General features: G+C 58.4%; 13 protein-coding genes and 1 pseudogene. 9 read left to right on the top strand and 5 right to left on the bottom strand.

The genetic code is table 11. From position 1 onward, the window contains the following. Nucleotides 1–123: 123 nt before the first annotated feature. The 8 genes from tnpB to ACA065_RS01415 all read left to right on the top strand — a co-directional run bounded on the left by tnpB (nucleotide 124) and on the right by ACA065_RS01415 (nucleotide 7,035). Complete coding sequence (gene tnpB / locus ACA065_RS01450; protein ID WP_024647222.1) at nucleotides 124–483, top strand: IS66 family insertion sequence element accessory protein TnpB; 360 nt, start codon at nucleotides 124–126, stop codon at nucleotides 481–483. A gap of 18 nt (nucleotides 484–501) precedes the next feature. Continuing rightward, nucleotides 502–2,013: an IS66 family transposase gene (tnpC, locus tag ACA065_RS01445; protein ID WP_497693019.1), complete on the top strand. Its 1,512-nt coding sequence runs from the start codon at nucleotides 502–504 to the stop codon at nucleotides 2,011–2,013. A 143-nt stretch (nucleotides 2,014–2,156) separates the two neighbouring features. Continuing rightward, nucleotides 2,157–2,423, top strand: a complete 267-nt coding sequence (locus ACA065_RS01440; RefSeq protein ID WP_497693018.1) for a CopG family ribbon-helix-helix protein — start codon at nucleotides 2,157–2,159, stop codon at nucleotides 2,421–2,423. Next, nucleotides 2,386–2,676: a type II toxin-antitoxin system RelE/ParE family toxin gene (locus ACA065_RS01435; protein ID WP_497693017.1), complete on the top strand. Its 291-nt coding sequence runs from the start codon at nucleotides 2,386–2,388 to the stop codon at nucleotides 2,674–2,676. Before ACA065_RS01440 ends, ACA065_RS01435 begins: the two co-directional genes overlap by 38 nt. A 495-nt stretch (nucleotides 2,677–3,171) precedes the next feature. After that, nucleotides 3,172–3,456, top strand: coding sequence for a DUF3077 domain-containing protein (locus tag ACA065_RS01430; RefSeq protein ID WP_497693016.1), 285 nt, complete (start codon nucleotides 3,172–3,174; stop codon nucleotides 3,454–3,456). A 241-nt stretch (nucleotides 3,457–3,697) separates the two neighbouring features. After that, nucleotides 3,698–5,038 carry a CHASE2 domain-containing protein gene (locus tag ACA065_RS01425; protein WP_497693015.1) on the top strand — a complete coding sequence of 447 codons (1,341 nt, stop codon included), beginning with the start codon at nucleotides 3,698–3,700 and terminating at the stop codon, nucleotides 5,036–5,038. Between the two features lie 37 nt (nucleotides 5,039–5,075). After that, nucleotides 5,076–5,441: a hypothetical protein gene (locus ACA065_RS01420; RefSeq protein ID WP_497693014.1), complete on the top strand. Its 366-nt coding sequence runs from the start codon at nucleotides 5,076–5,078 to the stop codon at nucleotides 5,439–5,441. Between the two features lie 16 nt (nucleotides 5,442–5,457). Further along, on the top strand, nucleotides 5,458–7,035 hold the full coding sequence (locus ACA065_RS01415; RefSeq protein WP_497693013.1) for a M48 family metallopeptidase: 1,578 nt from the start codon (nucleotides 5,458–5,460) through the stop codon (nucleotides 7,033–7,035). 3 nt (nucleotides 7,036–7,038) lie between these two features. Here ACA065_RS01415 and ACA065_RS01410 read toward each other — a convergent pair whose 3' ends face one another. The 5 genes and pseudogenes from ACA065_RS01410 to ACA065_RS01390 form a co-directional block, all read right to left on the bottom strand. After that, nucleotides 7,039–7,749: an SDR family NAD(P)-dependent oxidoreductase gene (locus ACA065_RS01410; protein WP_497693012.1), complete on the bottom strand. Its 711-nt coding sequence runs from the start codon at nucleotides 7,747–7,749 to the stop codon at nucleotides 7,039–7,041. Nucleotides 7,750–7,780: 31 nt separating this feature from the next. After that, a complete protein-coding gene (locus ACA065_RS01405) occupies nucleotides 7,781–8,431 on the bottom strand; it encodes a DsbA family oxidoreductase (RefSeq protein WP_497693011.1) in 651 nt (216 codons plus the stop codon). Beyond that, nucleotides 8,428–8,643 (bottom strand): tautomerase family protein, encoded by a 216-nt coding sequence (locus tag ACA065_RS01400; RefSeq protein ID WP_497693010.1) that lies wholly within the window; start codon nucleotides 8,641–8,643, stop codon nucleotides 8,428–8,430. The genes ACA065_RS01405 and ACA065_RS01400 overlap by 4 nt, the downstream gene beginning before the upstream one ends. Before the next feature lie 212 nt (nucleotides 8,644–8,855). Further along, nucleotides 8,856–10,278: pseudogene (ltrA, locus tag ACA065_RS01395) on the bottom strand (group II intron reverse transcriptase/maturase). Between the two features lie 492 nt (nucleotides 10,279–10,770). After that, nucleotides 10,771–12,087, bottom strand: coding sequence for an OprD family porin (locus ACA065_RS01390; protein ID WP_497693009.1), 1,317 nt, complete (start codon nucleotides 12,085–12,087; stop codon nucleotides 10,771–10,773). A 410-nt stretch (nucleotides 12,088–12,497) separates the two neighbouring features. On the opposite strand from ACA065_RS01390, the gene ACA065_RS01385 reads away from it, so the two are divergent. Next, nucleotides 12,498–14,585, top strand: a complete 2,088-nt coding sequence (locus ACA065_RS01385) for a TonB-dependent receptor (RefSeq protein ID WP_497693008.1) — start codon at nucleotides 12,498–12,500, stop codon at nucleotides 14,583–14,585. Nucleotides 14,586–14,703 lie beyond the last annotated feature (118 nt).

The following is a 14,703-nucleotide window of genomic DNA, read 5'->3' as shown; positions in this document are numbered from 1 at the left end:
TAATTCCCGCACAATCCCTCGATACGCCCCCGCTCTTCCGTAAGCGCTCCATAAACCCCACATTTAAAGCGCTTGGTTGATCCCGGATGCTGTGCTCCCGATTCTCTCAGGAGCCAGCTCGCCATGATGCGACCCGATGCCAAAGTCGAAAAAGTGTATCTGTACCCCAAGCCGGTCGACTTCCGAAAATCGATCGACGGCTTGGCTGCGCTAGTCGAGCTGGATATTAAAGTCGCAGTATTCGACCCCGTGCTTTTCGTCTTCCTCAACAAGCCCCGCAACCGAGTGAAAATTTTATATTGGGAGCGCAACGGCTTCTGTCTTTGGCTCAAACGTCTCGAGTCCGAACGATTCAAAACATCCCCTGACGCCACCGACGAGGCGATAGTTCTGACCGTCCAGGAACTCAACTGGATGCTCGATGGCTTCGACCTCTGGCGCAATCGTCCTCATCAAGTTTTGACACCGCGATTCGTAGCCTGATTCGGTATAATCCAGGGCATGAATTCCATGCCCGAAGACCTCCCGGATGATCCTGAATTGCTCAAGCAGATGCTTGCGAAGATGCAATCCAGAGTGGGTGTGCTCGAAGAGCAAGTAGCGCTGCTAAGGCAACGGCTGTTCGCCCGAAAGTCTGAGCAAACGGTCGATCCAGCGACTCCGCAGATGGCGCTTTTCAACGAAGCTGAACATGAAGTTGAGCCTGCCACAGAGACTTCAGAAGAAGAGGTCGTCGCTCCGACCAAGCAGCGCGGCAAGCGCAAAAAGCTGCCGGCCGACTTGCCGCGTATCGAAGTCATCCATGAGCTTCCAGAGCATGAACTGATTTGCGTCTGCGGCTGCCGTAAACACGCCATTGGCGAAGAAGTCAGCGAGCAGCTTGAAATCGTGCCGATGCAGATCCGTGTGATCAAGCACGTTCGTAAAGTCTATGGTTGCCGCGACTGCGAAACGGCGCCAGTCACGGCGGACAAACCCGCTCAGTTGATTGAAAAAAGCATGGCCAGCCCCAGTGTTCTGGCGATGCTGCTGACCACCAAGTACGTGGACGGTTTACCGCTTCATCGCTTTGAGAAAGTGCTGGGTCGTCACGGCATCGATATCCCCCGTCAGACCTTGGCACGCTGGGTTATCCAGTGCGGCGAACATTTCCAGCCACTATTGAATTTAATGCGCGATAGCCTGCTAGCCAGCCGCGTCATCCATTGCGATGAAACGCGGGTGCAGGTGTTGAAAGAGCCTGACCGAGACCCAGCCAGCCAGTCCTGGATGTGGGTGCAAACCGGCGGCCCGCCAGATAAACCCGTAATCCTTTTTGACTACTCCACCAGCCGCGCGCAGGAGGTACCGTCACGCCTGCTCGAAGGTTATCGCGGCTATCTGATGACGGATGATTACGCCGGTTACAACTCGCTGGGCGCGCAAGCTGGGGTCGAGCGCCTAGGGTGCTGGGCGCATGCTCGTCGCAAGTTCGTGGAAGCACAAAAAGTGCAACCCAAAGGCAAGACGGGGCGTGCAGATATAGCGTTGAAACTGATCAGCAAGTTGTACGGTATCGAGATCGCTTACAAAGAGAAGAGCGACGAGGTACGAAAAAAAGCTCGTCAGGACTTGAGCTGCCACGTAATGGGGCAACTCAGAGAGTGGTTGCGCAAAACACTGCCCTATGTGACTACACAGAATGCACTTGGCAAAGCAGTTACCTACTTGGCAAACAACTGGGAAAAGCTTGAACGGTACGTCGAGGAAGGTTACTTGCCGATTGACAACAACGCCGCTGAACGAGCCATCCGCCCCTTCGTGATCGGAAGAAAGAACTGGCTGTTCAGCGACACGCCCAGAGGTGCCAAGGCAAGCGCCCAACTTTATAGCTTGGTTGAGACGGCCAAAGCCAACGGCCAAGAGCCCTATGCGTGGCTGCGCCACGTACTGGAGCACCTGCCAATGGCGACCTCTGTCGAAGATTACGAAGCCCTGTTGCCGTGGAACTGCTCGCCGGCATCGCCTAGCTAAGCCCCCCCATTTTGAAGTCGGTGGGGTTTATGGAGCGCTTACGCTCTTCCAACCGACAAACCGCTATTGACCGACCTCCGTCCGGAGCCTAACGTCTGCATACCGTGTACACAGCGTATACAGAAAATGTATGGAGCAACGTTATGGCCGCTTCTCCCGTTCTGTCTTTCCGAGTAAAGCCTGAACTTGCCAGCGAGTTGGATCAGTTGGCACACGCGACCGACCGCGACCGTCAATACCACCTGCAGCGGGCGTTGAGCCGCTATATGGCTGATGAGTCCTGGCATTTCAAAGCCGTGCAAGAAGGCATCAAGGATGCTGAGGCCGGTAACGTCACTGATCTGGATGCCGTAAAGGCCAAGTGGGTAAAGCGTGCCGAAGATCGCGTTAAGCAGCAAAGCGGAAAGTGACCTGGATGGAATTTACGAGCATTACGAAGGTTTAGTCGGGCCGGAATTGGGAGAAGCAGCCGTCTTCCATATCCTTAACAGTTTGGAGGTGCTGGAGCGCTTTCCTAATGCTGGGAAAGCGTCTCCCGTGCCCGATTGCCGGGAGCTGATTATCACCACGTATCCGTATCGAGCGACTTATAGCCTGAAAGGCGATCGAGTGATGGTGTTCCGTATTCTGCATCAGCATTCGGAGCGTCGTGAGGATTGGTGATCATAGGTATGCAGAAGCGCTCAGCTAATTGAGCAACTGATTACAAGTCAGTAGGTCCGGTTTTTTATCCACGGCACCAAGCTCCGAAGGGATAGGTTCAGACCACGTACTAAGAATGATCTGTTCACCTGCCCCCCGATTTTCATATCCGAGGTTCGGATTCATCTCTTGCTGATCGGATGGGCTACAGCCCCTATCTAGCCCCTTTCGCTAGCATCTGCGCTTTTATGCGAAATTATGGCTGGCCAATAATTATGGCGTATCCATAAAACCAATAATTGCATCAGCAGGGCATCTCCCCCTTCTGGATCGGCTGAAAACCGACACATCCATATTCCTGATTGCTCCCCTCTCCCCACCACGCTAACCTCCCAAAGTCGCTGCAAACTCAGCGACCGGGCCTGAGAACCCGATTTTGATGCAGGCGCCAAAAGCGCCACGCATTCGTTGAAACATCGAACGTGGTAGCTCTCACTCGATATGGGAGTTCTACCAATGACCGCTACAAATCCGCCCGCACTAACCACCCTCGGCGTCACCCCTTTCTCCTTTCACTCCAACCAGCCTCTATTCCGCGTTAACAGCGGCGTCACCCTGCACGAAGCCTTGCACCACGTTTCCGATTTGCTCCACGTCGCCAAGCTGCTCGCAGAAGATGCGGCGGTGACGAAGGAGACGGACCGTTATGCCTGGGCGTCGCATTATTTGCAGGAGATGGTCAAAGCGGTGATTGATGATGTGGTGAAGGTGTTGGAGTCGCCCTGTAACACCGGGCAGTAAGAGAAACGCCCCGACGTGCAAACGTCGGGGCGTTTTTTGGTGCTTCCAGGCAAACCGCGTGACGCGATATCTCAGAGGCGAACAGAAGGTGTGTGCCCGGCCGGGAGATTGCGGTTTTATTGACGACCCATGGCCATCTCCCTCAGACAAGTTATGGCACTTTGCCATTTTTGCAATTGACACCCCCTCCTCGCTCCGTTAAAACCCTGCCTCGCTTGGCCTATTTATCGAGACACGGACGTTGTCGAACCTTCCTCTTTTTAACCGTCGCCGTTATTGGCTGGCGGCGCTTATCGTGCTGCTGGCGATCCTTGATCCTTTCGGTCTGGCCAGTTCCAGCGATAAGGCGTCGGCGCAGTGGCTCAACCGCATGTTCGCCAGTCACTACCCCAATGCGGGTCAGCGGCAGGTGGCGGTGGTGGTGATCGATGACGCGTACCTGATGCGCAATGACACGTCGTGGCCGATGCCCTATGGCGAGCAGAGCAAGTTGTTCAAGCGCTTGCTGGCCTATAAGCCCAAGGCTGTATTTGTGGATTTGCTGTACAGCCACGACCACTCGTTGGGCGACCCGGCGCGGGGCAGTCAATTACTGGCGAATGTGTTTGAGCGCTTTCAGCGCCAGGGCATCCCGTTGTGGCTGGCCAATACCGGCGTGGCGCGCGGTGAGGCCGGCCAGGCCAACACGCTGGCACCATTTGTCGAAGTCAGCCGCCCGGCCCTGGTGTCCTGGGAAGGGGTTGACGACAAGTACCCGCTGGCAGTGCACACGCCGCTGGGTTTGATGGAAACACCGGCCCTGGCGCTGTTTCGCGCGTACTGTGCCACGCAGCCCTGCGAGCAGCTGCCGGCGGACGCTCAAACCGCTGCGCAGCGACAACCGATCACCGTGCAATGGGGCTTGAAGCTCGCGCCGGAGCAAGCGCAGGTCGCCGGTTTGCCCGATGCGGCGCCGCCACGGCATTTTTTTCTGGATGGCGTGGCGCAGTTCTTCCAAGCGGTGTTCTGGAAGCTCGATGACTCGGCACAGCAGCGCTACCCGTACACGCTGACGTTGACGGCCACCGACCTGGAGGTGACCAACCCGGCCGATCAGGCCCTGATCGCCGAGTTACTGCGTGATCGCCTGGTGCTGGTCGGCGCCCGTATCACCTCTACCGGGGACTTGGTGGAGTCGCCCGTCCACGGCCAGCTTCCCGGCGTTTATCTGCACGCCATGGCCTTGGACAACCTGATCAACGCGGGCATGGACTACGAGCATGAACCCGCCAACTTTCCCGGCCTGCCCTTCAATTGGCTGGACCTGCTGGCCCTCGGCCTGCTGGCGCTGATCGCAGTGTTCAAGGCATTGCACGCACGGCGGCTGGCAAACCAGCCCACTTGGAGCCGTTGGCCAACGCTGGAAACCCGGTTGTTTACTTCGCCCTACCCGTCGTGGCTGGCGGTGATGCTGGTGCTCTTCGCCGTGAGTGTGCTGCTGAGCATGAGCCACATCACCCCAGTCAACGTACTGGGCATCGTTTTACTGTCGTTGGTGCTGTTCAGCGAACGGATCGAAGCCTTCTTCGACCGGGGTCGCTGAGTGCGCCACTTTGTCGTTTGACTCAAGGAACCCAAGGATGAACAGAAGCTTCCTCGTATTGCTCGCCGCCCTCTTCGCACAGGGCGCCTGGGCGGAAACTCACAGCATCAAGGCATTTTTGGCCGACCCGGTGGCGGTGCTGGATGAGCAGGGCAAACAACAGCGTGAGCTGCTGAAAAAGGACGCGCCCACCCAGCCGCTGACGGTGCTGCAGTACAACAAGGCGCTGGACCTGGTGCAGGTTGAGCTGGCCGGTCAGAAAGTCTGGCTGGACACCATGGACCTGCGCATCGAGCCACCGCTAAACGTGGTGGAACTGCCCTGCCAGGGTCTGACCAAGAGCCAGACCAAAGACAGCCGCAACAACTCCACCATCGGTTTTGGTGCGGGCTGCAATCAATAACAAAAGGAGCGTTGCGGTGAAGGGATCTCTATTCGCAGCCGGCCTTCTGGCCAGCACCGTACTCAGTGGTTGCGCGACATTGAAGGGCGCCGACCAGGCGTTCCTGAACCTGGTGGGCCCCTCGACCCAATCGCGGGTCCAGGGCCACTACGTGGACAACACCGATGTGCGCCAGTACTACAAACTCGACCCGCAACGCCAGAGCCAACAGCGCCTGAGCTATGACGGGCGCGCCGTGCCGGCAGTAGAGGCACGCCAGCAGAACCTGGTGGATATCCCAATGCTGCAGGTGTACTTGCAGGGGATTGTCACGCGCTTGTCCAAAGGCTGGCCGGGGGAGCTGCCGACCCTGCAGGTGAAGATCACTGACAGTTACACCTTCGGGCCTTCGGCGGACCCTTATGGCAACCTGTTCGTGCCGTTGGGCATGCTGGATAACGTGGGCAGTGAAGACGAAATTGCCGCGATGCTCGGGCACGAGATGAGCCACGTCCTGCTGCATCACCACGACCGCATGGCCGCCTTCCAGCAGCAGAAAGAAATGTTCACCACGGTGGCCTCCACCGTCGCCCTGGCCACCATGGCCGCCGACACCGGTGTAGACCGCAGTTCCGGCACCATGAAGTTGTTCAGCAAAGACCCGGCCGGCACTCAGAAAACCATCGGCAACACCGTGCTGTATACCGCGTTGGCCAACACGTTTTCCGACCATGTCTGGAGCACGGCCTGGGGCCGCACCCAGGAAGACCAGGCCGACCTGCTCGGCACCGACCTGATGATCCGCGCCGGCTATGCGCCCCGTGCTGCAAGCCATAGCCTGGAGCGCCTGAATGACTTCCAGGGTAAACAGAAACCTTTGCTCACGGGCTTCCTGACCGCGCGCAAAACCGCCATGCAGGACTCGTTGCAACAGTTCAATCTGAACCAATTTACCAAGGAGCTCGACGTGCTGGTCAAGGACGGCCTGACCACAGGCATCACCGCGACCGCCCAATACTTCAACCGCTCGCATATGTCGGCGATGGATCGCGACACCGAGTTGCGCCAGTACCTGCAGCGCGAATATCGCCAGGAACGCCGCGCCCGCATCAACACCGAGCGCTGGGCAAAAATGAAGAGTACGCCGAACGTCGCCAAGGCGATGCAGGGCTACAAAGATGCGTACTTCGCCAACGACGCCCTGGAAAAAAACAAGCTGTCCGAGGCCGATGGTTTTGTGCGTAAAGCCTTGGCGTCACCGGTCAAGGACCAGCCCGGTATTCGTCGCACCGCCTACACCGTGCGCCTCGCCCAAGGTAAAAACAGCGAGGCGCTGAAAGAGTTGCAAGCGATCAAGGACTGGAGCCTGGCCGGGCCCTCCACCTACGACCTGATGATCAGCTACCACCTCAAACGCGGCGACGGGCAAGCGGCCCTGGCGATGATCGACAAGGCCGAGCGCAACCTGGGCTCGGAAGAACTGTTCATCACCGAAAAGCTGTTGGCCAACCAGCAAATGCAAAATGCGCAGCAGGTGCAAACCGTGCTGCGCAAGTGCGAGCAATACCCAACCCGCAAGGAAAACTGCAAGAAGCTCGCGCCGGTCAAAGCCTGACGTTTAGTGCCCGGCGCTTTGCCCGCCGTCTACATGGAGAATCTCGCCGGTGACAAACCCGGCGTTCTCCAGGTAGATAATCGCCTGGGCGATATCACTCGCTTCACCCATGTGCCCGACTGGGTGCAGGCTACCCAACGCTGCATGGGTTTCTTCGCCATGCATCGGCGTCTTGATAATTCCGGGGCTCACCGCGTTCACGCGAATGCCGCGTTTGGCATATTCAATCGCCAGGGATTTGGTGGCTGAGTTCAGCCCGCCTTTGGTCAGCGAAGCCAGCACCGACGGCACGCCATCAATCGCGTGGTCCACCAGGCTGGTGGTGATGTTGACGATGTGCCCGGCGCCCTGTTTGAGCATCTCGGTAATCGCCAATTGGGTGATGTAGAAGAACCCGTTGAGGTTCACGGCCAGCACGTTTGCGTAGTCTTCGTGGGTGTAGCTGGTGAAGGGTTTGGCGACGAAGATGCCGGCGTTGTTGATCAGGCTGTCGATGCGGCCAAAACGCGCCACACCTTCGCGGATCACGCGCTCGGCGGTGGCGGGGTCGGCGATGTCGCCGGCCACGGTAAGAATGTCCGGATCCGTCGACGGCTTGATCGACCGCGAAGTGGCAACCACGCGGTAACCCAGCTCACGGTAAGCCTGCACCGCAGCGGCGCCGAGGCCTTGGGATGCGCCGGTAATCACAACGACTTTTTTCGAATGGCTCATGATGAAACCTCTGTATGGAAAGTGGGATGGTTCAAGCAGCAGCGGCGGACATTTCCCGCAGCATCTGTTCGTAGTCACTGACTGATTGCGAGCCGGAAACCAACTGGCGGCCGTTGAGGACCATGGCCGGCACGGAGTTGATGCCGCGCGCGCGGTAGAACGCCTCTAGCTCGCGCACTTCATTGGCGTAGTCGGCAGAGCTCAGCACCTGGCGGGCGCCTTCAATGTCCAGCCCGGCCTCGGCGGCTAAACGGGCCAGGGTTTCGTGCTCGCTGACGTTCTGGCCATCGGTGAAATACCCGCGCAGCAGCGCTTTTTTCAGCGCGATCTGCCGCCCTTGTTGCAACGCCCAAAACAACAGCCGATGCGCATCGAAGGTGTTGTAGAAGTGGCTGCGTTTTTCCAGGTCGAAGCTGAAGCCGATGGCTTCGCCGCGCGCCATCAGCATCCTTTTGCCGCTGGCGACTTCTTCAGCACTGCGCCCGTACTTGCGCATCATGTGGGCGACGGCGTTTTCGCCCTCGGCCGGCATGTCGGGGTTGAGCTCGAAGGGTTTAAAGGTCAGCTCAACCTTGACTTCGCCCGCCAGGTTGTCGATGGCTTGTTCCAGCGCGGTGGCGCCCAGGGCGCACCAAGGGCAAACCACGTCGGAGATAAAGTCGATAGTGACGGGGGTGCTCATGACGGATTCTCCGCGAGCTGTTTGCGGTATTGAGTGGTGGTGATTCCGGCATAGCCCCAGTTGTCGGTGTCGACTTCTTCGATGACGATGTGGGTCAAATCCGGGCGTTTGTTGAGGACGCGTTCGAGGGTTTCGGTGAACTCGGCAATGACCTGGGCTTTTTGCTCAGAGGTAACGCCGTCACGGGTGATGCGCAGGCTGACAAAAGGCATGGCGGTGGCTCCAGTGGCCGGCCATCAGGGTGATGGGCTGGCAGGTGGAGCTAATTTAGGCGTGCGCCCGGAGGGGATAAAGGTGGCGCGGAGTACTTCATTAGTACTGCGATGTAACAAGTTTGAGGCCAGCAGGCGCGCATAGAGTAGGAGGCGGATTCACATCCGCCGTCCTCTCACACCACCGTACGTACGGTTCCGTATACGGCGGTTCAGGTTATGCGGTTAAGCCGGTTTATCGTGTCCAGTATTGAGACCAGCCCGAGTCTGTCCCACAGTTTCTTCGGCAACGCCTGATTCATGTGTGACGCTCCCGAGTTCCACCATGGGCCTCGACCGTTAAAGGCAGATTTACAGGCGCGATCTTCAGTGAGCCCCAAGCGTATTAGGTTACGCGCCCTCGTGGAGGGCCGTTTCCATTGGCGCCACAAGACACACCGAAGTTTATGCCGCACCCAGCCGTCCAACTTTTCGAGGGCCTTTTTGCCCTGACTCAGCTTGAAGTAGCCCGCCCAACCGCGCAAAACAGGGTTTATTCGCTCGATAGTCCTGACCATCTTGCAACCCCGCGCTCCGCGCAGAAGAACTCTGAGTCGATCACGCAAGCGGCCCAGGCTCATCGTTGCCACTCTTAGCCTCGGCTGTTGATGCCAGCTCATCCCGTAACCCAGGTAATCGCAAACCCATGGCCGTGCCACGTGGCTCTTTTCCCGATTCAGCGTCAGTTTCAGACGCTGATTCAGGAAACGCTCAACTCCGGCCAGCACTCGTTCGCCTGCACGGAGACTACGTACATAAATGTTCGCATCGTCGGCATAACGAACGAAGCGATGGCCCCGCCGCTCCAACTCCCGGTCGAGTTCGTTGAGCAGGATGTTCGACAGCAACGGCGAGAGCGGGCCGCCTTGCGGCGTCCCTTCCTGCCGTCGGCTGGCGATCCCGCCCGACATAACTCCCGCTTCAAGGTAACGGCGGATCAGTCTGAGTACGCGTTTGTCTTCGACATGACGCTCAACTTTGGCCATCAACACGTCGTGATTCACTCGATCAAAGAACTTCTCAAGATCAAGTTCCACGCACCAGCGGTAACCCGCTGCAACATGGTCACGGGCTGTTTCGATGGCTTGATGGGCGCTTCTGCCCGGACGAAAACCGTAGCTGTAGTCCGAGAACAGAGGGTCGAAGATCGGCGTGAGCTGTTGCAGCAAAGCCTGTTGGATCAGGCGATCCACGACATTGGGGATACCCAGTTGGCGTGTTCCACCCTTGGGTTTGGGGATTTCGACAGCGCGTACACCTTGCGGGTGATACTCGCCGACCAGCAACCGAGCCTTGAGGATCGGCCAATACTGTTTCACATAGCCCGCCAACTGGTCGACCGTCATGCCATCGGCACCCGGTGCGCCCTTGTTGCTGACCACGCGTTGATACGCACGCTTGAGGTTGGCGGGTGCAAGCACCCGCGCCATCAGCGTGTCCGGCTCCGCGTTCGTCCACGTCACAGACGCCGCCGATGTCTGCGCACTGCCAGCCGCAAACCCCGGATTCCGTCCGGGACTTGGGGTTACAGCCCTCTTATGGAGAGATTCCTGCTTTATCGACATTCAGCGAGACTCTGACGCCTACTGGCGGCATAACCTGTTCGGCCCTTGGTGGCGTGGTTTTTTTTTCGCCACTTACTACGGCCTCGGCTGACTTCTGCAGGCTCATCCCGTCGCCTCTCGACGCCGGTAGCACAGTGGCAAACCTACAGATCTCCCAGGGTAATTCGCGCGACCTTCCTGCTTATGCCTGTCGGATATACGTCGTAGCGTTCCGTGCAAGTATTGGGCTTTAACGATTTATGCCGTCTTACCCCGCTACGCCGCCTCTATCCGCTTCCTGTTCGTCAGGCCAGCATTTTGCCTCGGGCTTCCTTCAGATTCGCAGTCACCCGCGACACCCTTGCCTCTGGCTAACACTTCCCCTTGCCGGGTGTGTAGAGGACTTGCACCTCCAAGTCACCAGCGAGGCCACCACAGCCAAGCTGGTTGCGCTTCGCGCAACGCGCCATGCCTGGCGCACATAAAAAAACCCCGAACCAGTCGGGGTTTTTATCGCCTCGAATCAGGCGCGACGCCGAATCAATTAGAAAACGTTGATTGGGTAGTCGGCGAACAGACGGATTTCGTTACCGCCTACGTTGTACTCGCTGGCGTTGTTGGAGACGCGCAACCAGGACGCGCGAGCGCGCAGGCTCAGGTCTTTGGCTGGGCCGCTCTGAACGACGTATTTGAACTGGTTGAAGATTTCACGCTCGGTGCCACGGCCGCGGTTGGTACCGTCGTCAATGTTGGTGCCGCGCACGTAAGCGATGTTGTAGGTCAGGCCAGGCACGCCGAAGGCGCTGAAGTCCAGGCCGTAGCCTGCTTGCCAGGAGCGCTCATCTTTACCGTTGAAGTCGGACCAGTAGGAGTTGGCCAGCAAGATGGTATTGCCGCCGTCGCCAATGCCGCCAGCGTTGCGGTAGCCGCCGTACAGGTAGCCGGTGTCGCCGGTGCTGCGCTGGTGAGCGACGGTGAAGCTGTGCGGGCCAACAGCCCAAGTAGCGCCCAGGCTCCAGATTTTGTTGTCGCGGGCGTCTTCGTCTTTCTGGTTTTGCAGAGCGAAGCTCTTGTCCAGCTTGGTTTTATAGCCGTTGAAGTCAAAGGTCAGCGACTGCTTTTCTGGCAGGGCCAGCACGTAGTTGACGTTGACGTATTGCTTCTTCAGCACGTCCTGCATGTCGGAGGCGTACAGCGCGGCCGACAGGCTTTCGGTGAATTTGTAGCTACCACCGAGGTAGTTGATGCTTTTCAGGCCGCCGCTGTCGGTGCCTTCCATGCTCTTGCGGGCTTCTTTGGTGAAGTGACCTGCGTCCAGTTGCAGACCGGCGATCTCTTTGGAAACGATCGAAGTGCCGGTGTAGGTTTCGGACAACAGACGGGAGTTGTCGTACTGCAACACAGGCACGGCCGGGAACTGGTCGCCGTACTTGAGCACGGTGTTGGAAACGCGGAACTTCACGGCAGCGCCGCCTTTAGCCAAGTCGTGCGGTGCCGAGCCTGGGTTGTTCGTGCCATCAGGGTTAGTGGTGCCATTGCCCTGCTTGAAGAAGTCGATACCGCCTGCGCCGGCGCGACCTTTACCACCGTCCAGACGGATAGCGTATTGGCCGATCACGTCCACACCCACACCGACGGTGCCTTGGGTGAAGCCGGATTCGAACTTGCCGATGAAGCCTTGGCCCCATTCGGCTTTGTCTTGCTTGCCGTTTTTATAGTCACGGCTGATGTAGGCATTACGTGCTGCAATATTCAGGTGGCTGTCTTCAACAAAACCCTTGGATTGCTCCTGGTCGTTTGCCATTGCCTGCGTAGCGCTCAAAATCCCCAGAGCGATCAGACCCATCCGTTGCTTCAACATTTCTTATATTCCTTATTACTGGTTGAGTACGCGCTGTGACACCAGGCTCCGTTTTGCTTTTCTGGTGTCAACTTTCTCCAGGAAAAAGAAGGCCCGCGGACGACTGAACTGCCGCAGGCCTTTTTTTATTGGATGAGTCATGGCGGTTAGCCACAGGCGTTGGGCGCAATCCTATGCGCGCGTTGAACTATGTGTCAATTTCGTGAATCGTCTGTATTTAGGCGGAAAAAGTCTAAGCGGTGCATTCCAGGGCCTTCACGCAAGCCTGAAAAACCGTCCGAGTCGTCAATAAAACACATCATGTAACATTTTCAACATCCTACATGTTTGGGAATCCATAACGCACGTAAATGCAAAGCATTACCATTAGCGCGTTTTTTCCCTCCCAAACTTTTTGGATACATTCCCCCATGCCTGCCCCTCGCCTGACGCCCATCACCCTTGGGCTTTCTGTTCTGCTGTCTGCTGGATTTGCCTGCGCCGCCACCGTCTTACCCGCGACGTCGATCAGCACCGAAGTTGACGAAGACGACCCGCGCGTCAAAGAGACCAACACCGCCACCCGCACCGCCACTTCGGTGCGTTATGTGCCCCAGGCAATCGACTCGGTGAAAACCGAAAGCCTGCGCTCCTACGGCACCAACGACCTGGGCCAGGCATTAAGCGGGATTCCCAACGTCAGCAGCGGCGCGGACACGCGCTTCGACAGCCTGCGCATTCGTGGTTTCGACGCCAGCAACGACTTCTACCTGGACGGCATTCGCGACGACAGCCAGTACGTGCGCGACCTGCATAACATCGAGCGCATCGAGGTGCTCAAAGGCCCGGCAGCCGTGCTGTACGGGCGAGGCGGCCAAGGCGGCATCGTTAACCGCGTGAGTAAATTGCCCACTGCCGGCCATAAATCCAGCATCGAAGCCCAAGGCGGCAGCAATGACCTGCGCAGCCTGTATGCCGACCTCAGCACCGACCCCACCGACACCATCAGCCTGCGCCTGAACATGGGCAACGAAGACAGCAACAGCTTTCGCGATGGCGTCAGCGGCAACCGCCAACTGTTTGCACCGTCGATGAGCTGGCAGCTGACGCCCGACCTGAATTGGTTGGTGCAATACGAATACAGCCGCTACAACCGCACGCCAGACCGCGGCATCCCCGGGGTCAACGGGCGCCCGGCGGACGTGAGCCGCAGCGCCACCTATTTTGACAGCCGCGACTACATCGACGACAAATCCCAGTCGCTGCGCTCCAAGCTCGCCTACGAGCTCAACGACAACTGGCAACTGCGCCACACCCTGGGCGTGTTCAAGCTCGACAGCGATTTCGATAACACTTACCAGACCGGCTATGACCCCAAAACAAACAAGGTCACGCGCCAGCGCTGGCAACAAGACCTGACCACCCGCAACGTCTTCAACAACCTGGAGCTGGAAGGTGGTTTCGACACCTTCGGCCTGGAACACCGCCTGCTCACCGGCCTTGAGCTGGGCAGCCAGCGCCGCGACCCGAAGCTGTACACCGCCACCGCCGTCAACCGTGGCGGCCAGGCCGTACCGAGCCTGGACCTCAACCAACCCAACCGTCACCTGAGCCACACCGGGCGGATGAGCCTTTCCAGTTACAACCACACTGAAGTCGAAAGTCGCGCCGTGTACGTGCAGGACCAATTGCGCCTCAACGATCAATGGCAACTGTTGGCTGGCCTGCGTTATGACCACTTCGAAGTGGACACCACCAGCAAGGTGCTCAACACCCAGCAAGACGTCGTAAGCCGCAGCACCAGCCCGCGCGTCGGCCTGGTATGGACGCCACTGGAGCATCACTCGTTTTATGCCTCGTGGAGCAAAACCTTCTCCCCGGCAGGCGGCGGCCTGATCGGCATCACCCCGAACGCCGCGGGCAGCGTCAACGACCTGAGCCCCGAGCTGACCAAGCAGAAAGAAATCGGCGTAAAAAGCGACTGGCTCGATGACCGCCTGAGCACCACCCTCGCCGTGTACGAGCTTGAGCTTTATAACCGCCGCACCAGCGACCCGCTGGACCGCACCATTACCCTGCTTACCGGCGTGCAACGCTCGCGCGGTGTGGAGCTGACAGCTACCGGCAAGATCGTCGGCAATTGGTACGTGCGCGGCGGCATTGGCCTGCAGGATGCCAAGGTCGAGAAGGACAACAACGGCTTTGAAGGCAAGCGCGTCAGCGATGTGGCCAAGCGCAATGGCAGCCTGTTTATCACCTGGAAACCGGAGATGGGCTGGTACGCGGAAACCGGCTTGACGCTGGTGGGCGACCGTTATGCCGACAACCTCAACACCGTAGTGCTGCCGGGTTATGGCCGTTGGGACGCGCTGGCCGGGTTCCGCCAGAAGGAATGGGATGTACGCGCGGCGCTGAACAATATCGCCGACAAAAACTACTATGAGTCGGCGACCAGTGCGGCGCAGATCCAGCCGGGCGAGCCGCGTAGTTTGGTGGTGACAGGCACCTACAGTTTCTAAGTTTCACGCGGTCAGTGTGGGAGCTGGCTTGCCTGCGATGCGGGCACCGCGGTGTGCCAGTCATATCGCGGCGAAGCCATCGCAGGCAAGCCAGCTCCCACATTTAAATCTCAGTGTG

The sequence above is a fragment of the Pseudomonas sp. LBUM1640 genome (genome assembly GCF_059716225.1).
Note: the sequence above shows the minus strand (reverse complement) of the source record. Positions and strands in the feature narration are given on the sequence as shown.